This window comes from Micromonospora sp. C95 (genome assembly GCF_018070465.1).
Taxonomy (GTDB): Bacteria; Actinomycetota; Actinomycetes; order Mycobacteriales; family Micromonosporaceae; genus Micromonospora.
In genome coordinates this window covers 300,285-317,651 of record NZ_JAGPXT010000003.1, presented here as the reverse complement: position 1 = coordinate 317,651, position 17,367 = coordinate 300,285, and the positions used below count along the sequence as shown (strand labels likewise).

17 protein-coding genes are annotated in these 17,367 nt (G+C 68.5%); 12 read left to right on the top strand and 5 right to left on the bottom strand.

The annotated features are described in order from the left end of the window. Positions 1-35 precede the first annotated feature (35 nt). From KBX00_RS06035 to KBX00_RS29110, 4 genes are all read left to right on the top strand, one after another. On the top strand, positions 36-1,481 hold the full coding sequence (locus tag KBX00_RS06035) for an MDR family MFS transporter (protein WP_210824067.1): 1,446 nt from the start codon (positions 36-38) through the stop codon (positions 1,479-1,481). Beyond that, positions 1,478-2,338: a TauD/TfdA family dioxygenase gene (locus tag KBX00_RS06030; protein ID WP_210824065.1), complete on the top strand. Its 861-nt coding sequence runs from the start codon at positions 1,478-1,480 to the stop codon at positions 2,336-2,338. The genes KBX00_RS06035 and KBX00_RS06030 overlap by 4 nt, the downstream gene beginning before the upstream one ends. 90 nt (positions 2,339-2,428) lie before the next feature. Then, positions 2,429-2,593, top strand: a complete 165-nt coding sequence (locus tag KBX00_RS29115) for a hypothetical protein (RefSeq protein ID WP_301547405.1) — start codon at positions 2,429-2,431, stop codon at positions 2,591-2,593. 128 nt (positions 2,594-2,721) lie between these two features. Next, positions 2,722-3,216, top strand: coding sequence for a hypothetical protein (locus KBX00_RS29110; RefSeq protein WP_301547404.1), 495 nt, complete (start codon positions 2,722-2,724; stop codon positions 3,214-3,216). A gap of 405 nt (positions 3,217-3,621) precedes the next feature. On the opposite strand, the gene KBX00_RS06020 is transcribed toward KBX00_RS29110, so the two are convergent. The 4 genes from KBX00_RS06020 to KBX00_RS06005 all read right to left on the bottom strand — a co-directional run bounded on the left by KBX00_RS06020 (position 3,622) and on the right by KBX00_RS06005 (position 9,055). Then, positions 3,622-4,059: a VOC family protein gene (locus tag KBX00_RS06020; protein WP_301547403.1), complete on the bottom strand. Its 438-nt coding sequence runs from the start codon at positions 4,057-4,059 to the stop codon at positions 3,622-3,624. Positions 4,060-4,243: 184 nt separating this feature from the next. Beyond that, a complete protein-coding gene (locus KBX00_RS06015) occupies positions 4,244-4,876 on the bottom strand; it encodes an AAA family ATPase (RefSeq protein ID WP_301547402.1) in 633 nt (210 codons plus the stop codon). 341 nt (positions 4,877-5,217) lie between these two features. Continuing rightward, complete coding sequence (locus KBX00_RS06010) at positions 5,218-5,931, bottom strand: hypothetical protein (RefSeq protein WP_210824063.1); 714 nt, start codon at positions 5,929-5,931, stop codon at positions 5,218-5,220. Positions 5,932-6,337: 406 nt separating this feature from the next. Further along, entirely contained in the window at positions 6,338-9,055 is a 2,718-nt protein-coding gene (locus KBX00_RS06005; RefSeq protein ID WP_210824060.1) for an XRE family transcriptional regulator, read from the bottom strand. A 243-nt stretch (positions 9,056-9,298) separates the two neighbouring features. On the opposite strand from KBX00_RS06005, the gene KBX00_RS06000 reads away from it, so the two are divergent. The 8 genes from KBX00_RS06000 (at position 9,299) to KBX00_RS05965 (ending at position 16,219) form a co-directional block, all read left to right on the top strand. Next, the gene (locus tag KBX00_RS06000) at positions 9,299-10,606 is read left to right on the top strand and encodes an ABC transporter substrate-binding protein (protein WP_210824058.1); all 1,308 of its coding nucleotides are present in this window, start codon (positions 9,299-9,301) and stop codon (positions 10,604-10,606) included. Between the two features lie 104 nt (positions 10,607-10,710). Next, on the top strand, positions 10,711-11,538 hold the full coding sequence (locus tag KBX00_RS05995; protein WP_210824056.1) for a carbohydrate ABC transporter permease: 828 nt from the start codon (positions 10,711-10,713) through the stop codon (positions 11,536-11,538). Continuing rightward, positions 11,535-12,353 (top strand): carbohydrate ABC transporter permease, encoded by an 819-nt coding sequence (locus tag KBX00_RS05990; protein WP_210824053.1) that lies wholly within the window; start codon positions 11,535-11,537, stop codon positions 12,351-12,353. The genes KBX00_RS05995 and KBX00_RS05990 overlap by 4 nt, the downstream gene beginning before the upstream one ends. A gap of 79 nt (positions 12,354-12,432) precedes the next feature. Continuing rightward, complete coding sequence (locus KBX00_RS05985) at positions 12,433-12,639, top strand: hypothetical protein (RefSeq protein ID WP_210824052.1); 207 nt, start codon at positions 12,433-12,435, stop codon at positions 12,637-12,639. A 106-nt stretch (positions 12,640-12,745) separates the two neighbouring features. Further along, positions 12,746-13,642 carry an ABC transporter ATP-binding protein gene (locus tag KBX00_RS05980; RefSeq protein WP_210824050.1) on the top strand — a complete coding sequence of 299 codons (897 nt, stop codon included), beginning with the start codon at positions 12,746-12,748 and terminating at the stop codon, positions 13,640-13,642. Continuing rightward, the gene (locus KBX00_RS05975; protein ID WP_210824048.1) at positions 13,639-14,388 is read left to right on the top strand and encodes an ABC transporter permease; all 750 of its coding nucleotides are present in this window, start codon (positions 13,639-13,641) and stop codon (positions 14,386-14,388) included. The genes KBX00_RS05980 and KBX00_RS05975 overlap by 4 nt, the downstream gene beginning before the upstream one ends. A 23-nt stretch (positions 14,389-14,411) precedes the next feature. After that, complete coding sequence (locus KBX00_RS05970; protein ID WP_210824046.1) at positions 14,412-15,566, top strand: sensor histidine kinase; 1,155 nt, start codon at positions 14,412-14,414, stop codon at positions 15,564-15,566. After that, complete coding sequence (locus KBX00_RS05965) at positions 15,563-16,219, top strand: response regulator transcription factor (protein WP_210824044.1); 657 nt, start codon at positions 15,563-15,565, stop codon at positions 16,217-16,219. The genes KBX00_RS05970 and KBX00_RS05965 overlap by 4 nt, the downstream gene beginning before the upstream one ends. A 144-nt stretch (positions 16,220-16,363) precedes the next feature. Here the strand turns inward: KBX00_RS05965 and KBX00_RS05960 are convergent, their stop codons facing one another. Next, a complete protein-coding gene (locus KBX00_RS05960) occupies positions 16,364-17,356 on the bottom strand; it encodes a hypothetical protein (RefSeq protein ID WP_210824042.1) in 993 nt (330 codons plus the stop codon). Positions 17,357-17,367: the final 11 nt, after the last annotated feature.

Below are 17,367 nucleotides of genomic sequence, written 5' to 3'. Positions count from 1 at the left end.
TTGAGAAGGCGCGAACGGGTAAAGTGCGCACGATCATGGTGGCTCTGGCCGCCGCCATCCTGATCGCCGCACTCGACCAGACGGTGGTGGCGACCGCCCTGCCGACGATCGCCGGTGAGCTCGGTGGGCTCACCGGCATCTCGCTCATCGTCACGTCCTACCTGGTGGCCAGCGCCGTCGCCACCCCGATCGCGGGCAAGTGCGGAGATCTGTACGGCCGTCGGTCCGTCTTCATCGCGGCGATCACGGTCTTCGCCGTGGGCTCCTTGGCCGGCGGGCTCGCGCAGAGCATGTGGCAGCTCGTCAGCGCGCGTGCCGTGCAGGGCGCGGGCGGAGGAGCGATGATGACGGTGGCGCTGGCGATCGTGGCCGAATCCGTGCCGGACCGGTACCGACCCCGGTACCAGGGATTCCTCGGCTCGGTCTTCGGCCTCGCGTCCATCATCGGCCCACTGGTCGGCGGGTTCCTCACCGAACACGCGTCCTGGCGCTGGGCCTTCCTCGGCAACGTACCGCTCTGCATCCTCATCGTCGTCGGGGTCCGTGCGGCCGTCCCGCGTACGGCCCGCCGTCCCAGCTCCCGCCTTGACGTGCCCGGCGTCGTGGCGATGGCCATCGCGCTGGTCGGCATCCTGCTGACCCTCGACTGGGGCGGCACCCGGTACTCCTGGACGTCCCCGCTGACGCTCGCCCTGGTCGCCGTTTCCGTCCTGGCCGCCGTGGCGTTCGTGATGGTGGAGCGCCGCTCCGCTGACGCGCTGATGCCGTTGCGGCTGTTCAGGAACCGGCGGTTGCTCGCACCGATGGCGGTCGGCGGCCTCATGGCCATGACGCTGTTCGTCGCCGTGACCTACTTGCCGACATTCTTCCAGTACGCACTGCGCCTCGACGCGACCCGAGCCGGCCTGCTGCTGGTTCCCTTCATGCTGACCGTGGTCGCCGTCTCGTCGGTGGCCGGCGCACTCGCCAGCCGCTGGGACCGGTACCGATACTTCCCCCGCGCCGGCACGGTCCTGGCGGCCCTGGGCATGCTGTCGTTCTCCTTGATCGGGGACGGCGCGCCCATCGCGCAGGCCGTGGCCTCGGTCGTCGTGTTCGGCCTGGGCCTCGGCATGACCATGCAGCTCGTCGTGGTGGCCGCGCAGAACGCGGTGGCACGGGAGGACCTCGGAGTCGGCACCGGGCTGGTCATGCTGGCCCGCTCGATCGGCGCAGTCCTTGGCGTGGCGGTCTGGGGCACCGTGTTCGCGGTGCTCTACACCACGACCGCCGCGACGATCCCGGGACTGCCGGACGCGGCCGCGGTGACGCCATCCGAACTCGACGCGCTGCCGGAGGCCACCGCGTCGGCCATCGTCTCCGCGGTCAGCGACTCCCTGCGCACCGTCTTCCTCTGGGCGGCGATCCCGGCCGCGCTGGCCGCCTTCGCCGCCTTCGGCATCAGAGAACGAAAGCGGGAAACCCAGGAGGAGAGCTCGTGACCATCAGCCACGTTACCGACCTGGAACTTACCGTTGCCCACGTCCGCCAGGCCATGTCCTCCGCACCCGCGGCCGAGGTGGTGACCGCGATACGAGCCCTGGTCGCCGGCGAACTCACCACAGGGCGCGGCTTCGTCGTCATCCGCTGCTCGGAGGACCTGACGCTTAACGGTGCCAAACGCTTGGTGCTCTCCCTCTCCCACGTGCTTGGCGCGGTCATGCCGCAGGACTACCACGGCGAACAGATCCGCGAGGTGCGGGACCGGGGGGCCGACATCACCATCAGCCGATCCGCGCGATACTCCGACACGCGTTTCGGCGGCCACCTGCACACGGACGGCATGCACCGGCCCGGACACATCCCGGACTTCTTCACCCTTTTCTGCTACCGGGCTGCGGTCCGAGGCGGCGACTCCGTGTTCGTCCACGTCGACGACATCGTCGATCGGCTACGCGCGTACGACGGTGTCATCGATGTGCTGCAGCAGGAGTTCCATTTCGATTCCCGCGACACCAGCGGCATCGGTCCGCGCACGGTGCGCCGGCCGGTGCTGGAACCGGTGCAGGGAGGCATGCGGATCAACTACATCCGGGAGTACATCCAAAGCGGCCACGCGGAACCGGGCGTGCCCCCGCTGACCAGCGACCAGCTACGGGCACTGGACGCGGTCGATGCAGTCCTGGCGGACACCACGCTCCACCGTCATGCCCGTCTGCACCGGGGCGACCTCATGGTGATCGACAACCGGCGGCTCGTCCACGGCCGCACCGACTTCGTCGACAGTGAAGAGCCGGACCGCCGACGCCTGCTCCTACGCACCTGGATCGACGCCCGGCCGACGGGTGGGCGGGTTTGAACGGTGCGACCGGTCAATCCCAGCGGTACACCTTTCAGGTGTCGAGGCTGGCTCCTATGCGATCGGTGCCTGCGGCTCTATCCTTGCGCGGTGCCGTACGCCGATTTCAGCTTCGAGCAGTGGAACGACCTGTCTGAGGGCGCTGCCCGCGGGATGGCGCAGGGCATTGCCGACCAGCACGACCTGACTGTGGTGGGGCTGAAGAATACGGTGTACGGGGGGGCGGTCGCACCGGGTGGCGCTCTTCGACCGTGACGGGATGCGGTTCGTTCTCGTGCCCGGCGGTCGGTCGACGCTCGGCTACGACGCGGACCGATTCCAGCCCGTTCCGGGCCAGATCGCCAGCTACGCCGACAGCGCCAGCGAGTACGGTCTCCCCGCTGTTGGCCGAGTACGTCGACGCGATGACCTCGCCGATACGTAGCGTCGAGCTGCCGGCGATGCTGATTGCTGTGGAAGCGTTCGACCCGTGTGAGGTTCCGCTGGCGGCGGACGACCCTCGGGTACTCGAGTTGGTCGCGTCGGTTGGGGATCGGTTTGGCGGGGTGAGCACCTTGCGGTCTGGTGGTGGGCTGACGGTCGAGTTCGACCAGACCGGGCAGGTGGTGCGGGCACGAGCGACCCGGGAGGTCTCCTACGACGAGGCGATGGCCGGGCTTGCGCGCATCGGCTTGCGGACGACCACTGCGGATGAGTGGGAGTGGGCGTGTGGAGCCGGTGCGGCTGCCAGTCCAGATCCTGCTCACATCGCACCAGCGCATCCTCGATCTCCCGAAGCGTCGACCACCTCTGCGACATGCCGAGATCATCGCAAACACGATGACCTCCGACTACCTGATATCAAGTGTCAGCTTGCCTGTACTCGTTCAACGGTTTGAGAAAGATGAGCCAGGAGCCGTTCTGTTCAGGACGGCTCTCACAGCATGGACAGGGCTTATATCCATCCTGGCATACACTTTGAAGTCGGAGGAGAAGTACCAGGGGTTCCGGCAACAGGAGTCAGATTTCTGCGACGAGGGCAGACGGCTACTGGACTTTGCCGACCCTAGTGATCCGGGTTGCAGCCCGTCCAGTTTCGCAGGCTGGTCCGGCTGGTCGGTTCTATAGCCGGCACGGCTGTGCCGATTCGGGTCGACTCTTTGGATAGGAGAGTCACTGCGTGACGCGCCGCATCGGCACACCGGACGCCAGCACAGGCGTCGACGTCACCTTTGGTCACGAGCGCACGGCGGCATGACAGTGCATGTGATCGTCAATCCTGAAGAAATGAAGACCGCGTTCGTTCAGCGGAGCTGTTCGGCCAGTCCGACGAGGATGCCCTCGGGCCCTCGGACGTAGCAGAGCCGATACCTGTCCTCGTACTGCGCCAGCTCGCCGACAAGTTCGGCGCCGTGGGCGCGCAGGCGGGTAACGACGTTCTCGATGTCGTCGACGGCGAACATGATGCGACGGATACCCAGCGTGTTCGCCGGCGCGTCCTTGGGCTCGGTGCTGATCGCCTGTGGCGTGTGGAATCTCGCCAGCTCGATTCGGCCGTGGCCGTCCGGAGTACGCAGCATTGCGACATCCTGCCGGACGTCGTCGACTCCGATGACACGCTCCACCCAACGTCCCTCGATTGGCCCCTTGCCCTCCAGCTCCATGCCAAGCTCGACGAAGAACGAAATAACAGCATCAAGATCGTCGACAACGACAAGGACGTTGTCCATCCGCTGGATCATGCCGGGTCTCCTAGGTGTCGTATGGCGACAGTGGCCGCGCTCGCTCCTGAGACGGAGCCGTCAAGCCGTTCTCGACATCTCTTGCAACATCTTCGTCGGTAGCCACACTCAGCGTGATCGGAAGTCGACAGCTCACCGCGGATCACAGACGCGACGAGTGGTGCGCGGGAGGTCCGGACGTCGCTTACGGCTGGCGGTCCAGTCGATCGGCGGACTGCTGGACCGCGGCCACCCGGACCGGAAGCGGAGCTGCCGGAACGTCGATGAGATCGAACCCGACCTCGCGGTAGGCCGTTTCGTGGACCTTCTCGAAGGCGAGGGAGTCTTCGAAGCTGATCCGACGTGCGGCGGTGGCCTGGATGAAGCCCTGATGCCGTACGAAGAAAGCGGTCGGCTCGTACCATCGCTCCGCAGTCATGCGTTCGATCTCGTCGGACAGGTGAGGTGGTGCGGTCACATCGAGGTAGCGGCACAGGGCCAGGGTGCAGACCGGTGAACGATCGACGAAGACGACGTCCCGGGTGATTGCCTGGGCCGCGAGTTGTCTCTTGCGCTGAAGATCCAGCACTCGGTCTGCGAAGCCGGGCTCTCGCCACGGCTCCGGCCGGCCGAGCGCCTGCTGCAGCGCTATCACGTCGGTCGCGGCCTCCTCAACAACGGTATGGCCGTCGATTTCCAGCTGGCGCAGGATGGCCGTCTTTCCGGATCCGGGTGCGCCGGTGAGGATGTACGCAGGCATGGTCCCTCCCATGACGACGAGACAGGCATGAGGCAACCGCACGATTCCGTGCCGACCGACGTACAGGGGCGAGTGCATTATGGCCAGCCACAAGAGAGCCGCGAGCAGGACCCCACCGGCGTGGTGCCAACGAAAAGCGCCTGCGCACCGTACGCCTGCACAACAGCGGCCAAGATGTCCAGTTTGGTGTCGATCTCGGTGTCCTTCGCCGAGAACAGGCCCACGAGAAACACCTCGGCACCCGGCAGCACTCGCGCTGACTCCGTTCGGCATTGGATCACGCAACGATCATGCCAACGCCGACCGCCGGGCGCACTCATCAGCACGAGCGCACGCAGTGGGCAGCCCGCATTTCACGTTGCAGGACCGCCTCTGCTGGCTGGCACGCAAACTCGGCGGCAGATCCGCGTGGGGCCGTGTCAGAGGTTATCGATGTATACGTTCACGGCGTCGTGCGGTGTCGCCGGTTGTAGCACCGTTGCGGGTTCGGGTTCGGTGTACAGCCATATTCGGTGTGGACTCCAGTGCAGGAGTCCGCTGATCTCGCGGCTGCCGGAATAGCTGCCGTTTTCGGGCTGCAGCGGCCAGCCGCGCTCGCGCAGGTGCGCGACGAGCCGGATCACGGTCGTTTCCCGGCTGGCACCGTCGGTGGCCGTCACCACGAACTCAGCCGTACAGTTGCCACTGCTGCCGCCAGAGGCACACGGGTCAGCCGAGAGCAGGCGCAGCGACGTCGGCAGCGGAAGGATCTCATCGTCGCTGACAAGTACCCGGAATTTGCCGTCGCCGTCGATCTGAGCGATGCAGAGCCCGCCACCGCACAGCAGCACCACGCCGGCCAGCGGCACCACCGAGGCGACCCACCGTACCGTCAGCCAGTTCCACTCCACCATCGAGGTGTGCCAGACGCGGTCGGTGACCAACGCCGCCAGGCACACCGCACCGACCAGCAACCACATCACGAACCAGTCGAGCCACGGCGCGACCGGCAGGCCGCGAGGCCACTGCGAGACAGCAAACAACGTGGCCAGCACGACGATGAACCCGGCGCCGACAACCACACCCACGCCACGACCGCTACGGGTGCCCCACGCCCACGCACTGACCACGATCACGCCGAAGAGCGCGGCCACCACCGCCGACCAGGGCCCACCGTGCCAGTACGGCATCACCACCAACCCCGCGCTGCCCGCGCTCAGCCACCACCGCCAGCCGTCACCGACCGCCATCGCCATACCCGGAATCGTAAGATCACCACTGCCGTGAACGGCAAGCACTCGACCGGGGGCCGTTGCAGTGGGCGTGGTGATCCAGCGGCGGGCGGTGGGATAAGGCGAGTGACGAGCGTCATGGCGCGGCTGCTGCAGTTTACGACCGCGAAGTATGGCCCGCCGACTCGTCCTAGCCGATCTCGGACCGCAGTGCGCCGCGGGGTTCACCACTCGGTCGCGCTCGGGCGATCGGGCACGCGCGTGCGCCGTAGCCTTGAGGTGCAGCCGCAACACTTCCCCAGCGGCCAGTCGTTGCGGATGGAGGAAGTCACGGACAGAGTGGCTTCGACGTGGTGCCGGGGAAGTAGCGATCCCAGTCCACGGCGACGGGACCGGCGCAGATCTTGTCGATCAGCCGCGGTAGGACACTGTCCAGTCGCCATACGGCGCCACTGGGACTGAGCACGACCACCTGCTTGCCGCTGGCGCGCGGGGCGGTCAGGTGCAGTCCATGAGCGTCGACGGACATCAGTATCCGGCCGGAACTGTGGTCCCACAGCTGGATCCGGTCCGGGTCGGTCAGGGCCACGGTGTGTCCGGCCGGGTCGAAGGAGGGCACGGACGGATGGTTGAGGCCGTCGGCGCGCACCAGGGTGCGGACCGTGAGCGGGTCGCGGATGTCGAGCACCATGGCCTGGCCCACCTCGGACGTGATGGCGACCAGCCCGTCCGGACCGGCGAACGGGTACATCCGGTACGACGTGCGCAGCATCGTGGCCGTCCGGGCGCCGCCGATCGTCCACTGTTCCAGGGTGTACCCGCCGCTGGTACGGCGGCAGAGAATGATGCCCGAGCCGTCGCGGAGCAGGGCGGTGCTTTCCACATCGGACGCTGGGAAGCGCCGAACGGCGTGGTCGCCGACCCGCCACAGCACGGCTGTGTGGTCGTCGGCGACACCGGACACGAGCGATCCGGTCTGATCCATGCTCTCCGCCAGCGGCAGCTCGGCGGGAACCGCGAGGCGGCGGGGCCGGTCGAGGTCGGCCAGGTCCCACAGGACGCTGCGCGTTCCGTCCAGATAGAGTGCCCGGCGTTCGTCAGCGCTGGTCAGATAGCGGAAGCTGTCACCGGTCGGCAGTGCGGCCGCCTGCAGCCACGAGTCACCGTCCGGCCGCCACAGCTGCTGGCCGCCGGCCCCGCCGGCTTCGTTGGTGGTCGCGAAGCGTCCGGGCGTGGTCACGTAGCCCCCGCCGAGTGAGGTGGCGGTCGCGGCGGCGTGCGCGAGCACCAGCATGCTGCGCGTCTCGTCGCTCGGCGCGACCCGGTGGGCGGCCATGGCCAGCGCCTGGGCGTCACGCGGCCGTGCGGCCAGCAGACCGCGGGCGGCGTCCATGGCCCGTAGTGACATCGCCTCGTTGCGCTGGCGGGTGGCCTCACGCTGAGCCGTGACCGCGACGACCACCGCGCCGGTCAGCAGGACGGTTAGGGCGGTGAGCACCGCGGCGAACCGGCGCAGACGGCGGGTCGTGCGTTGCTCGGCCGCCGCCCGAGCCTGCGCGGCGGCCGACGCGGCGTCGAGGAAGGCGCGCTCTCGTCGGTTGAGCCGGTCCCGCAGCCGGACCGCCTGCTCGAGGCGTGCGCCGCGGTAGAGGGTGTCGGGGTCGTGGCCGTGCGCCTCCCAGACGGTGGTGGCCTCACTGATCCGGTGCTGGGTGCGCAGGTCGTCGCGGCTGCGGTCGATCCAGCCAACCAACCGGGGCCAGGCGTGCAGTAGCGCCTCGTGGATCAGTTCCACGCTGTCCCGGCCGATGCTGATCAGGCGGGCGGCGGCGAGCCGATCGAGCAGGGCTTCCGACACGTCCAGGTCAGCCCGCCGGACGCGTCGTTTGGTGTCCTCGGTGCCGTCGCCGGGCGCCACCAGCCGCAGGAACAGCTGCCGGGCCGCCGCCCGCTCCGGCTCGCCGAGTTCGTCGAACGTCTGCTCAGCGGTCCGCGCCAGCGCGTGCTTGATGCCGCCGGCGTCCTCGTAACCGGTGAGCGTGAGCAGCATGCCACGCCGCCGGCGCCACATCTCGGCGAGAATGTGCGACACGAGCGGCAACGCGGCCGACTGGCCGGCGACGTCCGAGACCAGCCGGGCCACCAGAGCCGTCTCGAGTGCCGCCCCGGCCCGCGTGGCCGGCTCGGTGACCGCCGCCCGGAACTCCTCGGCCGACATCGGCCCGACCAGCACCTGCGCGCGGTGCAGGGCGGCCACCAACTCGGGATGGCGCGCGCAATGACCATAGAAGTCGGCCCGGACACCCACCACCACCCGGCTGTGCGCGCCGGCGGCCGAGGTCAACGCCCGGACCAGCCAGTGCCGGCCGTCGTCGTCGCACAGGGTGAAGCATTCCTCGAACTGGTCGACCACCAGCAGAAGGTCGTCGGCGGCCCTGGTCAGCCAGCCCCGCAACGCCTGCGGGTCGGCGGCCAGCTCCTCGCGGACCCGGTCGGCCGGCTCGTCGGCCAGACCGGCGACGGCCACGGCCAGCTCGGCGATCGGGTCGGCCCCCGGCGTGACGATCATCGGGGTCCGCCGGGTGCGGGCGGCCAGCCCGGCGCGCAGCAGCGACGACTTGCCGGCGCCGGAGGCGCCGAAGACCCCGGCGAACGGCCGCTCGTCGACCAGCGTCAGTAACGTGTCGGTCAGGGCCTCGCGGCCGAAGAAGCGGTCGGCGTCCTCGACCTGGTAGGCCGCCAGTCCGATGTACGGTGGCGGCGCGGCGCCGGGGGCGCCGGGCTGACCGACGGCTAGGCCGCGCCACCGTTCGGTCCATTCGTCGGCGTCACCGTCACAGGCCCGGACGAAGGCCACGGTGACGGCGAGGCTGGGCAGCCGGCGCCCGGACACCGCCTCCGACAGCGCGGCCGGCGAATAGTTGGTCCGCCGCCCGAGCTCCCGGTACGTCGGCTCGCCGGCGCGCCGGCGCAGCCGCCGCAGATCGCCGGCGAATCGCAGCAATGGCGAGTCCTCGGATGCCAGTGGTTGTTCCCGTCTGGGCACCGTACCTCCCATCGTGGTTTACCAATCTGCTGTATATCCGACGCATTCCAGCCGCGTTGTCCCTCGTGCCGTCGGGCGGCGGTGTTCGGCTTTTGTTGTTCAGCGCTTGGCCCCGAACCTGGACATCGCGCCGCCACCTAGCGTCGTCCTCGTCCGACCCTCCGGTCCGTCGCGCGGCGCTGCCGACCGGCCGTTGCCACTGAGCGGTCATCTCCCAGCTGGTCTGGGATCGAAGGAGCAACCATGAACACGATCGACCCGTCCGTGCCTGGCCGTTTCTCTCGCCGTGGCTTCCTCGGTCTGGGCGCCGCTGTCGGCGGCGGAATGTTGTTGTCGGCGTGCGGTGGCGGGTCCGCCTCGGGCGGGGGCAGTCTCAAGTTCTGGGACATGCCGTGGGGCCAATCGAACTACACGGCCGCCGCGAAGAAGCTCACCGAGGGCTACCGGCCGGCTGGCGACCTACCGAGGGCGACTTACCAGGGCATCCAGTGGGCCAACTTCAGCCAGACCTTCTCATCGGCCATCGCCTCCAAGACCGGTCCGGCGGTCAGCACCGGCGGTGGTTTCCAGGCCTTCCAGTTCGCCGAGCAGGGGGCGATCGCGTACGCCGACGGTGTGATCAACCAATTCCGCCAGGACGGCACGGCCGACGACTTCTTGCCTGGTCAGCTGGACGCGATGAAGACCGCCAACGGCTACGCGGCGGTGCCGTGGCAGCTCGACTTCCGGGTGTGGTGGTACCGCAAGTCCCTGCTCGACGCGGCCGGCGTCAAGGTGCCGGCCACGTGGGACGAGCTGCTGACCGCCTGCCGGACACTGTCCGGGCGGGGCCTGTTCGGGTTCGGCACCGGTGCGGGCGCTGGCAACAACCTCGGCAGCCAGGGCCTGCACCTGATGATGCTGAACAACGGTGGCGGCCTGTTCGACCCCGACGGCAAGGTCGACGTCGTCACCGAGGCCAACCTCGAGGCGATGCGATTCGTGCAGGAGTTGGTCAGGGCGAAGGCGGTCGACCCGGCGTCGATCAGCTACACCACCGACAACCTGATCACGCAGTGGAAGAACAAGAAGGTCGCGATGGGCATCCACACCGCCGGGCTGGACACCGACACCGGCGAGACCGACGGCGACCTGCGGGTGATGGGCCCGCTTACCGGCCCCGGCGGCGCCAAGGCAGGCCTGGTGTTCCAGAACAACATCATGATGTACGCCAATACCCCGTCCCAGGAGGGATCCGAGGCGTTCCTGTCGTACTACATCCGCAACATGAAGACCTTCTGGCAGCAGAACGTGGTGGCGGGCCTGCCGGTGCTGAAGTCGATCGTCGCCCTGCCCGAGTTCCAGGCGCAGCAGCAGAAGGCGAAGATCATCGCCGAGTGGGCGCCGGTGGCCAGGACCTTCGCGGCCAACTCGAAGAGCCTGTTCGGTGGACTGGCCTCGGTGGACTCCAGCCAGCCGATCACCCAGTTCGCGCAGACCGTGCTGGCCGGTAAGGACCCACGGCCAGCGTTGACCACCCTGCAGCAGGCGCTCGAGGCGATCGTCAAGTGACGGTCACCTCCGAGCGGGACACGCTCCGGCGGGGCGCTTCGCCACTGAGCGAGATTTCCCGTACGCGGAAATCTCGCCGGGCCCGGCGGACCCTGTTGCTTCTGGTGGCGCCGTCGTTGGTGCTGCTGCTCCTGATCAACGCCTACCCGCTGGTCTACGCCGCGCTCCAGTCGGTCCGCGACGGCACACTGATCAACGCGGGGGAGTACGTCGGCCTCGAGAACTACCGGGCGACGCTGACCAGCCCCGCCTTCTGGCGAGCGGTCGAATTCACGCTGATCTTCACCGTGGTCGGGGTGTTCGGCAGCTGGCTGGGCGGCCTGGGACTGGCGCTGCTGCTGCGCACTCGCATTCCCGGCCGTACGGTCTTCAAGACTCTGCTTCTGCTGCCGTGGGTGGTGCCGGTGGTGGTCTCCTCCACGGCCTGGAACTGGCTGGTCGCCACCCCGCAGAGCCCGCTGCCCAGTCTTGCCGAGGCGCTCGGGTTCGGCACACCTCTATTCCTGGCTGACCCCACGCTCGCCAAGATCACGGTGTGCGTGTTCAAAGTGTGGATCAGCGTGCCGTTCATGATGATGCTGATCGGTGCGGCCCTGGCCGGCGTCGACCACACCGTCTATGAAGCCGCAGGCGTCGATGGAGCCACCAAGTGGCAGCAGTTCCGGCACATCACGCTGCCGATGATCTCCCGGTCGACGTACATCTCGTGGATCCTCATGACGATCTTCTGCGTGAACGACTTCCCGACCATCTTCCTGCTCACCGGTGGCGGCCCGGTCGACGCCACCACCTCGCTGGTCGTGCTGTCCTACCGCACGGTGTTCCAGAACTTCCAGGTCGGCCCGGGCGTGGCTATCGCCTTCCTGATGACCGTCAGCCTGGTTGTGGTGTCCGTGGCACTGTACCGGCAGATCAGAAAGGCGCACGTATGACGTCCGAGGGCACCCGCGGCCAGTGGTGGCGCTTCACAGCGGTCCTGCTCATCACCGGCATCGTTCTCGTGCCGGTGGCGGCCGTGCTGATCCTGTCCCTGCGCCCCGGCGTGGCCTCGGGCAGCACCGCCGCCTTCGGCCTCGCCAACTTCGTCCATATCTTCAGCGACATCCCGACCCTGACCTGGCTAGCCAACAGCCTGGGCGTCACGCTGGCCACGGTCGCCGTCTCGGTCGCGGTCGCCGCTCCGGCCGGGTACGTGCTCTCGCGCGGCCGCAGCCGGGCGGTCTCCACGTACTCGTTGCTGTTGTTCTTCGTCCAGTCGCTGCCGGTGATCACGGCCGTGATCCCGCTGTTCATCCTGTTCGCCCGGGTCGGGCTGGTCGACAACCTGGTCGGCCTGGGCATCGTCTACGTCGGCGCGTCGATGTCAGTGGCGATCTGGATGATGGCTGCGTACATCGACTCGATCCCGGTGGCGCTGGAGGAGGCGGCCTGGATCGACGGGGCGTCGCTGTTCACCGGCTTCACCCGGATAGTGCTGCGCAACTCGCTGCCAGGGCTGCTGTCCACCGCGATCTTCACGTTCCTCGTCTCCTGGAACGACTACCTGGTCGCCATCGTGTTCCTGCGCTCGCAGGAGCGGTTCACCTTGCCGATCGGCATTCAGTCGTTCTTCCAGCAAAACGGCACCGACTGGGGCTCGGTCATGGCGCTGGCGGTGGTCATGCTGCTGCCGCCGGTCATCGTGTTCGCCACGCTCAACAAGTACTTCAGTGTCGGTGGTATCGGCGGTTCGCTTGGCGGCACCTGAGGCAGTGCCGTGCCGCTCACCAGACAGGCTGGCGGCCGAATATCCGCCAGGACGGTTTCCCCGGGCCGGCCCGGCCAGCATGGCGACGACAGTCGCGATCGACGACCTGCCTGCGGGCGAAGGCGGCGGCGGACCGGAGAAGTGGGACGAGGTGCTCGCCGGCATCACGCGGGCGCAGCAGGACGAGGGTCTGCCCGCGACTCCGCCCCTCACCGTCATCGGCGTCCAAGCGCTCTTCGCCCCCGAGCTCGTCGTGGAGATCGAGGCAACCGCTGTCCTCAACTGAGGCGCCGGCTGAAGGATTGCCGGTGGTACCTGGGTACCAGGGGCGGCCGGGAAGCGTCGACTGCGGTACCACGATCCTGGCGCCGGCCACACCTAGCGTTGTGAGCATGATTCAAGTACGCGAAGTAACCAAGCGGTACGGAGCGAAGACGGTCGTCGACCGTCTGTCGTTCACCGCGAAGCCCGGACAGGTCACCGGCTTCCTCGGCCCCAACGGTGCCGGCAAGTCGACGACCATGCGGATGATCGTCGGCCTCGACGCGCCGAACTCCGGCGACGTTCTGGTCAACGGCAAGCCGTACGCGTCGTCGAAGGCGCCGCTGCGCGAGATCGGCGTGCTGCTCGAGGCGAAGGCTGCGCACCCCGGCCGGACAGCGGTCAGCCACCTACTGGCTCTGGCCCGTACGCACGGCATCCCACGCTCTCGCGTCGACGAGGTGCTCGACCTGGCCGGCCTCACGGCCGTCGCCCACAAGCGGGTCGGCGCGTTCTCCCTCGGCATGGGCCAGCGGCTCGGCATCGCCGCCGCCCTGCTCGGCGACCCGGCCGTGGTGATGCTCGACGAGCCGGTCAACGGCCTCGACCCCGAGGGTGTCCTCTGGGTGCGCAAGCTGCTCACCGGCCTGGCCGCCGAGGGCCGCACCGTGATGTTGTCCTCGCACCTGATGAGCGAGGTCTCGCTGATAGCGGACCATCTGGTCATCGTGGGCCGGGGCAGGCTGCTGGCCGACACCACCGTGGCCGACCTCGTGACGGCCGAGGGGGTCCGGGTCGTCACTCCCGTCCCTGACGCGCTGCGCACGACGATCGCCGGCCCGGGTGTCACGGTCACCTCGACCGGTGCGGAGGAACTGGTCGTCGCCGGCGCCTCCGCTCGCGTGATCGGGCTGGCCGCGGCTGCCCGCGGCATCCCGCTGTTCGAACTCACCCCGCAGAACGCCTCGCTCGAAGCGGCGTTCATGGACCTGACCCGCGACGCTGTCGAATACGAGGCATCCCGATGAAGATCACCCCTGGTGGCGTCGTCGCCGCCGAATGGACCAAGTTCTCCTCGCTGCGCTCCACCTGGATCACGACCGGCATCTCCGTCTTCCTCCTGATCGCCTTCGGCATGATCGCCTCGGCTTCCTTCTCGGGCGACAACATGACCTCGATCGACCTGGCTCTGTCCGGCAGCGCCCTGGCCGCGCTCTCCGTCGGCGTGCTCGGTGCGCTGCTGGGTGCCGGCGAATACACCACTGGCATGATCCGGGCGACCCTCGCCACGGTGCCGCGCCGGATGCCGGTGCTCTGGTCGAAGAGCCTCGTGGCGGGGTCGGCTGCCCTAGTCACGATGACCGCCGGTGCCTTCGCCGCTTTCGTGGCGGGGTCGGCCGTACTCAACGACGACATCGGCGGCCTGGGCCTCGGCGACGACGGCGTGCTGCGCGCCCTGCTCGGCGCCGGCCTCTATCTCGGCCTGGTCGCGGTGCTCGGGGTCGCGCTCGGCATGCTCGTCCGCTCCAGCGCCGGCGCCATCACGATCCTGGCCGGCCTGCTGCTGATCGTGCCCGGTCTGGCCGCTCTGCTGCCGGACTCGATCTCCGAGGCCATCACCCCGTACCTGCCCAGCAATGCCGGCAGCGCCGTGATGACGCTTACCCACGCGGACGGCATCCTGGCCCCGTGGGCCGGCCTCGCGGTCTTCACCGGGTACGTGGTCGTGACGCTCGCCGCGGCGGCGTACCGGCTGAAGACGACCGACGCGTGAGCGGGTAGCGGGAGAATCTGGTGATGAGCAACCAGGGATGGCTGGTGGACCGGCAGGCACGGTTACGAGCCTTCGACCGGCACCACCCGTGGGTGATGGACACCCTGGTGGCCATCCCGATCGTGCTCTTCAGCATCCCCAATCTCATCGAGGAACCCTGGTCGGCGACGATCGCGACCCTGGTTCTGCTACCGCCGCTGTACTGGCGACGGCGGTACCCGTTCCCGGCTTTCCTGGTCACCGCGGCCATCGAGTTGATCGAGGGACTATTGGGCGTCGGCGTCGGCGCCGGCGTGATCCTGCTCGTGATGTTGTTCGGCGTGGCCTCCCGCGGTTCTTGGCGTGCGCTCGCCTGGGCCTCGGGGATCGCCCTCGCGCTGCTGGTGGCCGAGATCTATGTGATCGCTCCGGTGACGGAGAACCGCACCATCACGCTGTTCCTGGTGATCGGCACGTCAACTGCCGCGGTCGCGTCCGGCATCGCGGTGCGCACCCGCCGGGCTTACCTCATCGCTCTCGAGGATCGCGCCGCCCGCCTGGAGGTCGAGCGGGATCAGCGGGCCCGCCTCGCCGTCGCCGAGGAGCGGGCCCGGGTGGCCCGCGAGATGCACGACATCGTCGGCCATCACGTCTCGGTGATCGTGGGCCTGGCCGACGGCGGCGCCGCGCTCGCGACCTCCCGGGCAGAGCAGACCGCCGAACCGCTCCGGTTGATCGGTGACACCGGTCGGCAGGCGCTGTCCGAGCTACGCCGGGTGCTGGGGGTGCTGCGCGAAGGAGACAACGATCCGCAGCTGAGCCCGCAGCCGGGCATCGACGATCTGGACCGGCTGCTGCCGAGCGTGCGGGCGGCCGGGCTGCCGGTGACCTACTCCACCTCGGGCGAGCTGCACACCCTCGGCCGGGGCGTGCAGCTCGCGGTCTACCGGATCGTTCAGGAGGCGCTCACCAACACCCTCAAACACGCGGGACGCGGCGCGGCAGCGACAGTCACCCTCGCCGCAGACAACGGAGAGGTACGAGTACACGTCCGCGACAACGGGGTCGCCACACCGGCCGCCCCAAGCCATGGCCTGCTCGGCATCCGCGAACGCGCCGCCATGTACAGCGGGGTGGTGACCGCCGGCCCGACGGAGCACGGCTGGCTCGTCGACGTAGTCCTCAAGGAGCCCGCATGACCACCGTTCTGATCGCCGACGACCAGCAGTTGCAACGGATGGGCTTCAAGATGCTGCTCGACGGCACGCCCGGCATGACCGTGGTGGGCGAGGCCGCAAACGGCGCCGAGGCAGTACGGAAAGTCGACCAGACCCGGCCCGACGTGGTGCTGATGGACGTACGCATGCCCGGCATGGACGGCATCGAAGCCACCCGCCGCATCACTGCGGCCGGCTCCCGCACCCACGTCCTGATCCTGACCACATTCGACCTGGACGAATACGTCTACGCCGGACTGCGCGCCGGAGCGAGCGGCTTCCTGCTCAAGGACGCCCGCCCCGAGGAACTGATCGCCGGCATCCGCGCCGTCGCGAGCGGAGACTCGGTGGTAGCCCCCAGCCTCACCCGCAAGCTGATGGACGCCTACCTCCAGGAGCCAGCACCGACCGCACCTGCGGACCCCCGCCTGAGCAGCCTGAGCGAACGCGAGCGAGAGGTCCTCGAAGCAATCGGCCACGGCGCCACCAACACGGAGATCGCCGAACGCTTCGCCCTCACCGAATCCACCGTGAAGAAGCACGTCGGTCGCGTCCTAGCCAAGATCGGAGCGCGAGACCGCGTCCAGGCAGTCATCTTCGCGTACGACAACGGCCTGGTCCAACCACGTGCCTGAGCACCTGCGGTCACCACTCAGCGGCAGGTCAAGTCCGCCGCAGGAGTGCGGAGGCCAGCCGGAACAAGTACCGGGTCCGAACCGCGTTTCCGCAGCTCGGACCCGGCACTATCGTGGGCGGCGCCCACGGCGGCGGATCGAGGGTCAGAACCTGCCGGCGCCGACGTCGGCCACCGTCACCCGAGAGACCTCGAAGGTTCCCGCAAAGGAGGCTCCCGTCTCCGGGGAGTTCACCTTGGAACTGACCGGCACCCCGTTCTGAGCGTTTATGGTCAGCACGTGTTCGGTGTCATCCCCGAACACCGTCGCCGTGATGGTCAGGGTGGGCTGCCCACCGGTCGTCGAATCCGCCACGGTGACATCGCCGATGGTGGAGATCAGGCGAAGCACGCCCGCCCGTACCTTCGGGTCGCCTCCCCCCGCGGAGAGCACATCGACGCTGGTGACCCAGAGGTGGTTGTCGGCGATGTTCTCCCGGTCCTCATCGGTGAGCGGCGACGGACTTTCGATCCCCTTCTGCCGAAGGCTCCCCGGTAGGTCCTGCTCGGCATCGGTGGGGGGCTTTCCGTCGTCGTAGACAGAGTTGATCATTTGCTCGCGGGCCTTGGCGAGGTCACCGGCTGCCGCGTAGCGTGCCGCCGTCACCCCACGGGTGTGGAAGCCGTTGCCGAGGTTCTCGCCACGAGCGATCACCCGTGGGAGTTCGTTCCTGGCCTCCGTGTAGTAGTACTCGCCGCTGTCGGTGTACAGGTGGTACCGGGTACGAGACGGCACCGTGCCCCGACGGACATCGACCTTCTCGATGACCAGTGACGCATCACCCGGCAGCGAGGCGTTGTCGGCGGTCAGGTTGGCTGCCAGGGACACGAGCCTGGTATTGCCGGCCAATGCCGGAGAGGCGGCCCCGGCCTGAATGTCCGGACCGCTCGGAGCCGGGGCCGTGCCGGCTCCCGTGGCCATCGGCAGGGCCAGCGCCAGCGCGGCCACGGCCGCGACGCCACCGCCGGCGGCCAGGCCGAGCAGATTGCGGTTGCGCCGCCGAGCTCGGCCGCGCTGCTCGATCGCCTCGACCGGGCGATCCATCTGTACGTCGGAAAGGGTCTGCTTCACCGCGTCCCACACCTCATCGTCGTCCATTGTCGAGTCTC

Bases quoted from the DNA above. Each gene is read 5' to 3' on its own strand.
- KBX00_RS06035 (WP_210824067.1), top strand. From the start codon at position 36: ATGGTGGCTCTGGCCGCCGCCATCCTGATCGCCGCACTCGACCAGACG.
- KBX00_RS06020 (WP_301547403.1), bottom strand. From the start codon at position 4,059: ATGATCCAGCGGATGGACAACGTCCTTGTCGTTGTCGACGATCTTGAT.
- KBX00_RS06015 (WP_301547402.1), bottom strand. From the start codon at position 4,876: ATGCACTCGCCCCTGTACGTCGGTCGGCACGGAATCGTGCGGTTGCCT.
- KBX00_RS06000 (WP_210824058.1), top strand. From the start codon at position 9,299: ATGAACACGATCGACCCGTCCGTGCCTGGCCGTTTCTCTCGCCGTGGC.
- KBX00_RS05990 (WP_210824053.1), top strand. From the start codon at position 11,535: ATGACGTCCGAGGGCACCCGCGGCCAGTGGTGGCGCTTCACAGCGGTC.
- KBX00_RS05985 (WP_210824052.1), top strand. From the start codon at position 12,433: ATGGCGACGACAGTCGCGATCGACGACCTGCCTGCGGGCGAAGGCGGC.
- KBX00_RS05980 (WP_210824050.1), top strand. From the start codon at position 12,746: ATGATTCAAGTACGCGAAGTAACCAAGCGGTACGGAGCGAAGACGGTC.
- KBX00_RS05975 (WP_210824048.1), top strand. From the start codon at position 13,639: ATGAAGATCACCCCTGGTGGCGTCGTCGCCGCCGAATGGACCAAGTTC.
- KBX00_RS05970 (WP_210824046.1), top strand. From the start codon at position 14,412: ATGAGCAACCAGGGATGGCTGGTGGACCGGCAGGCACGGTTACGAGCC.
- KBX00_RS05965 (WP_210824044.1), top strand. From the start codon at position 15,563: ATGACCACCGTTCTGATCGCCGACGACCAGCAGTTGCAACGGATGGGC.
- KBX00_RS05960 (WP_210824042.1), bottom strand. From the start codon at position 17,356: ATGGACGACGATGAGGTGTGGGACGCGGTGAAGCAGACCCTTTCCGAC.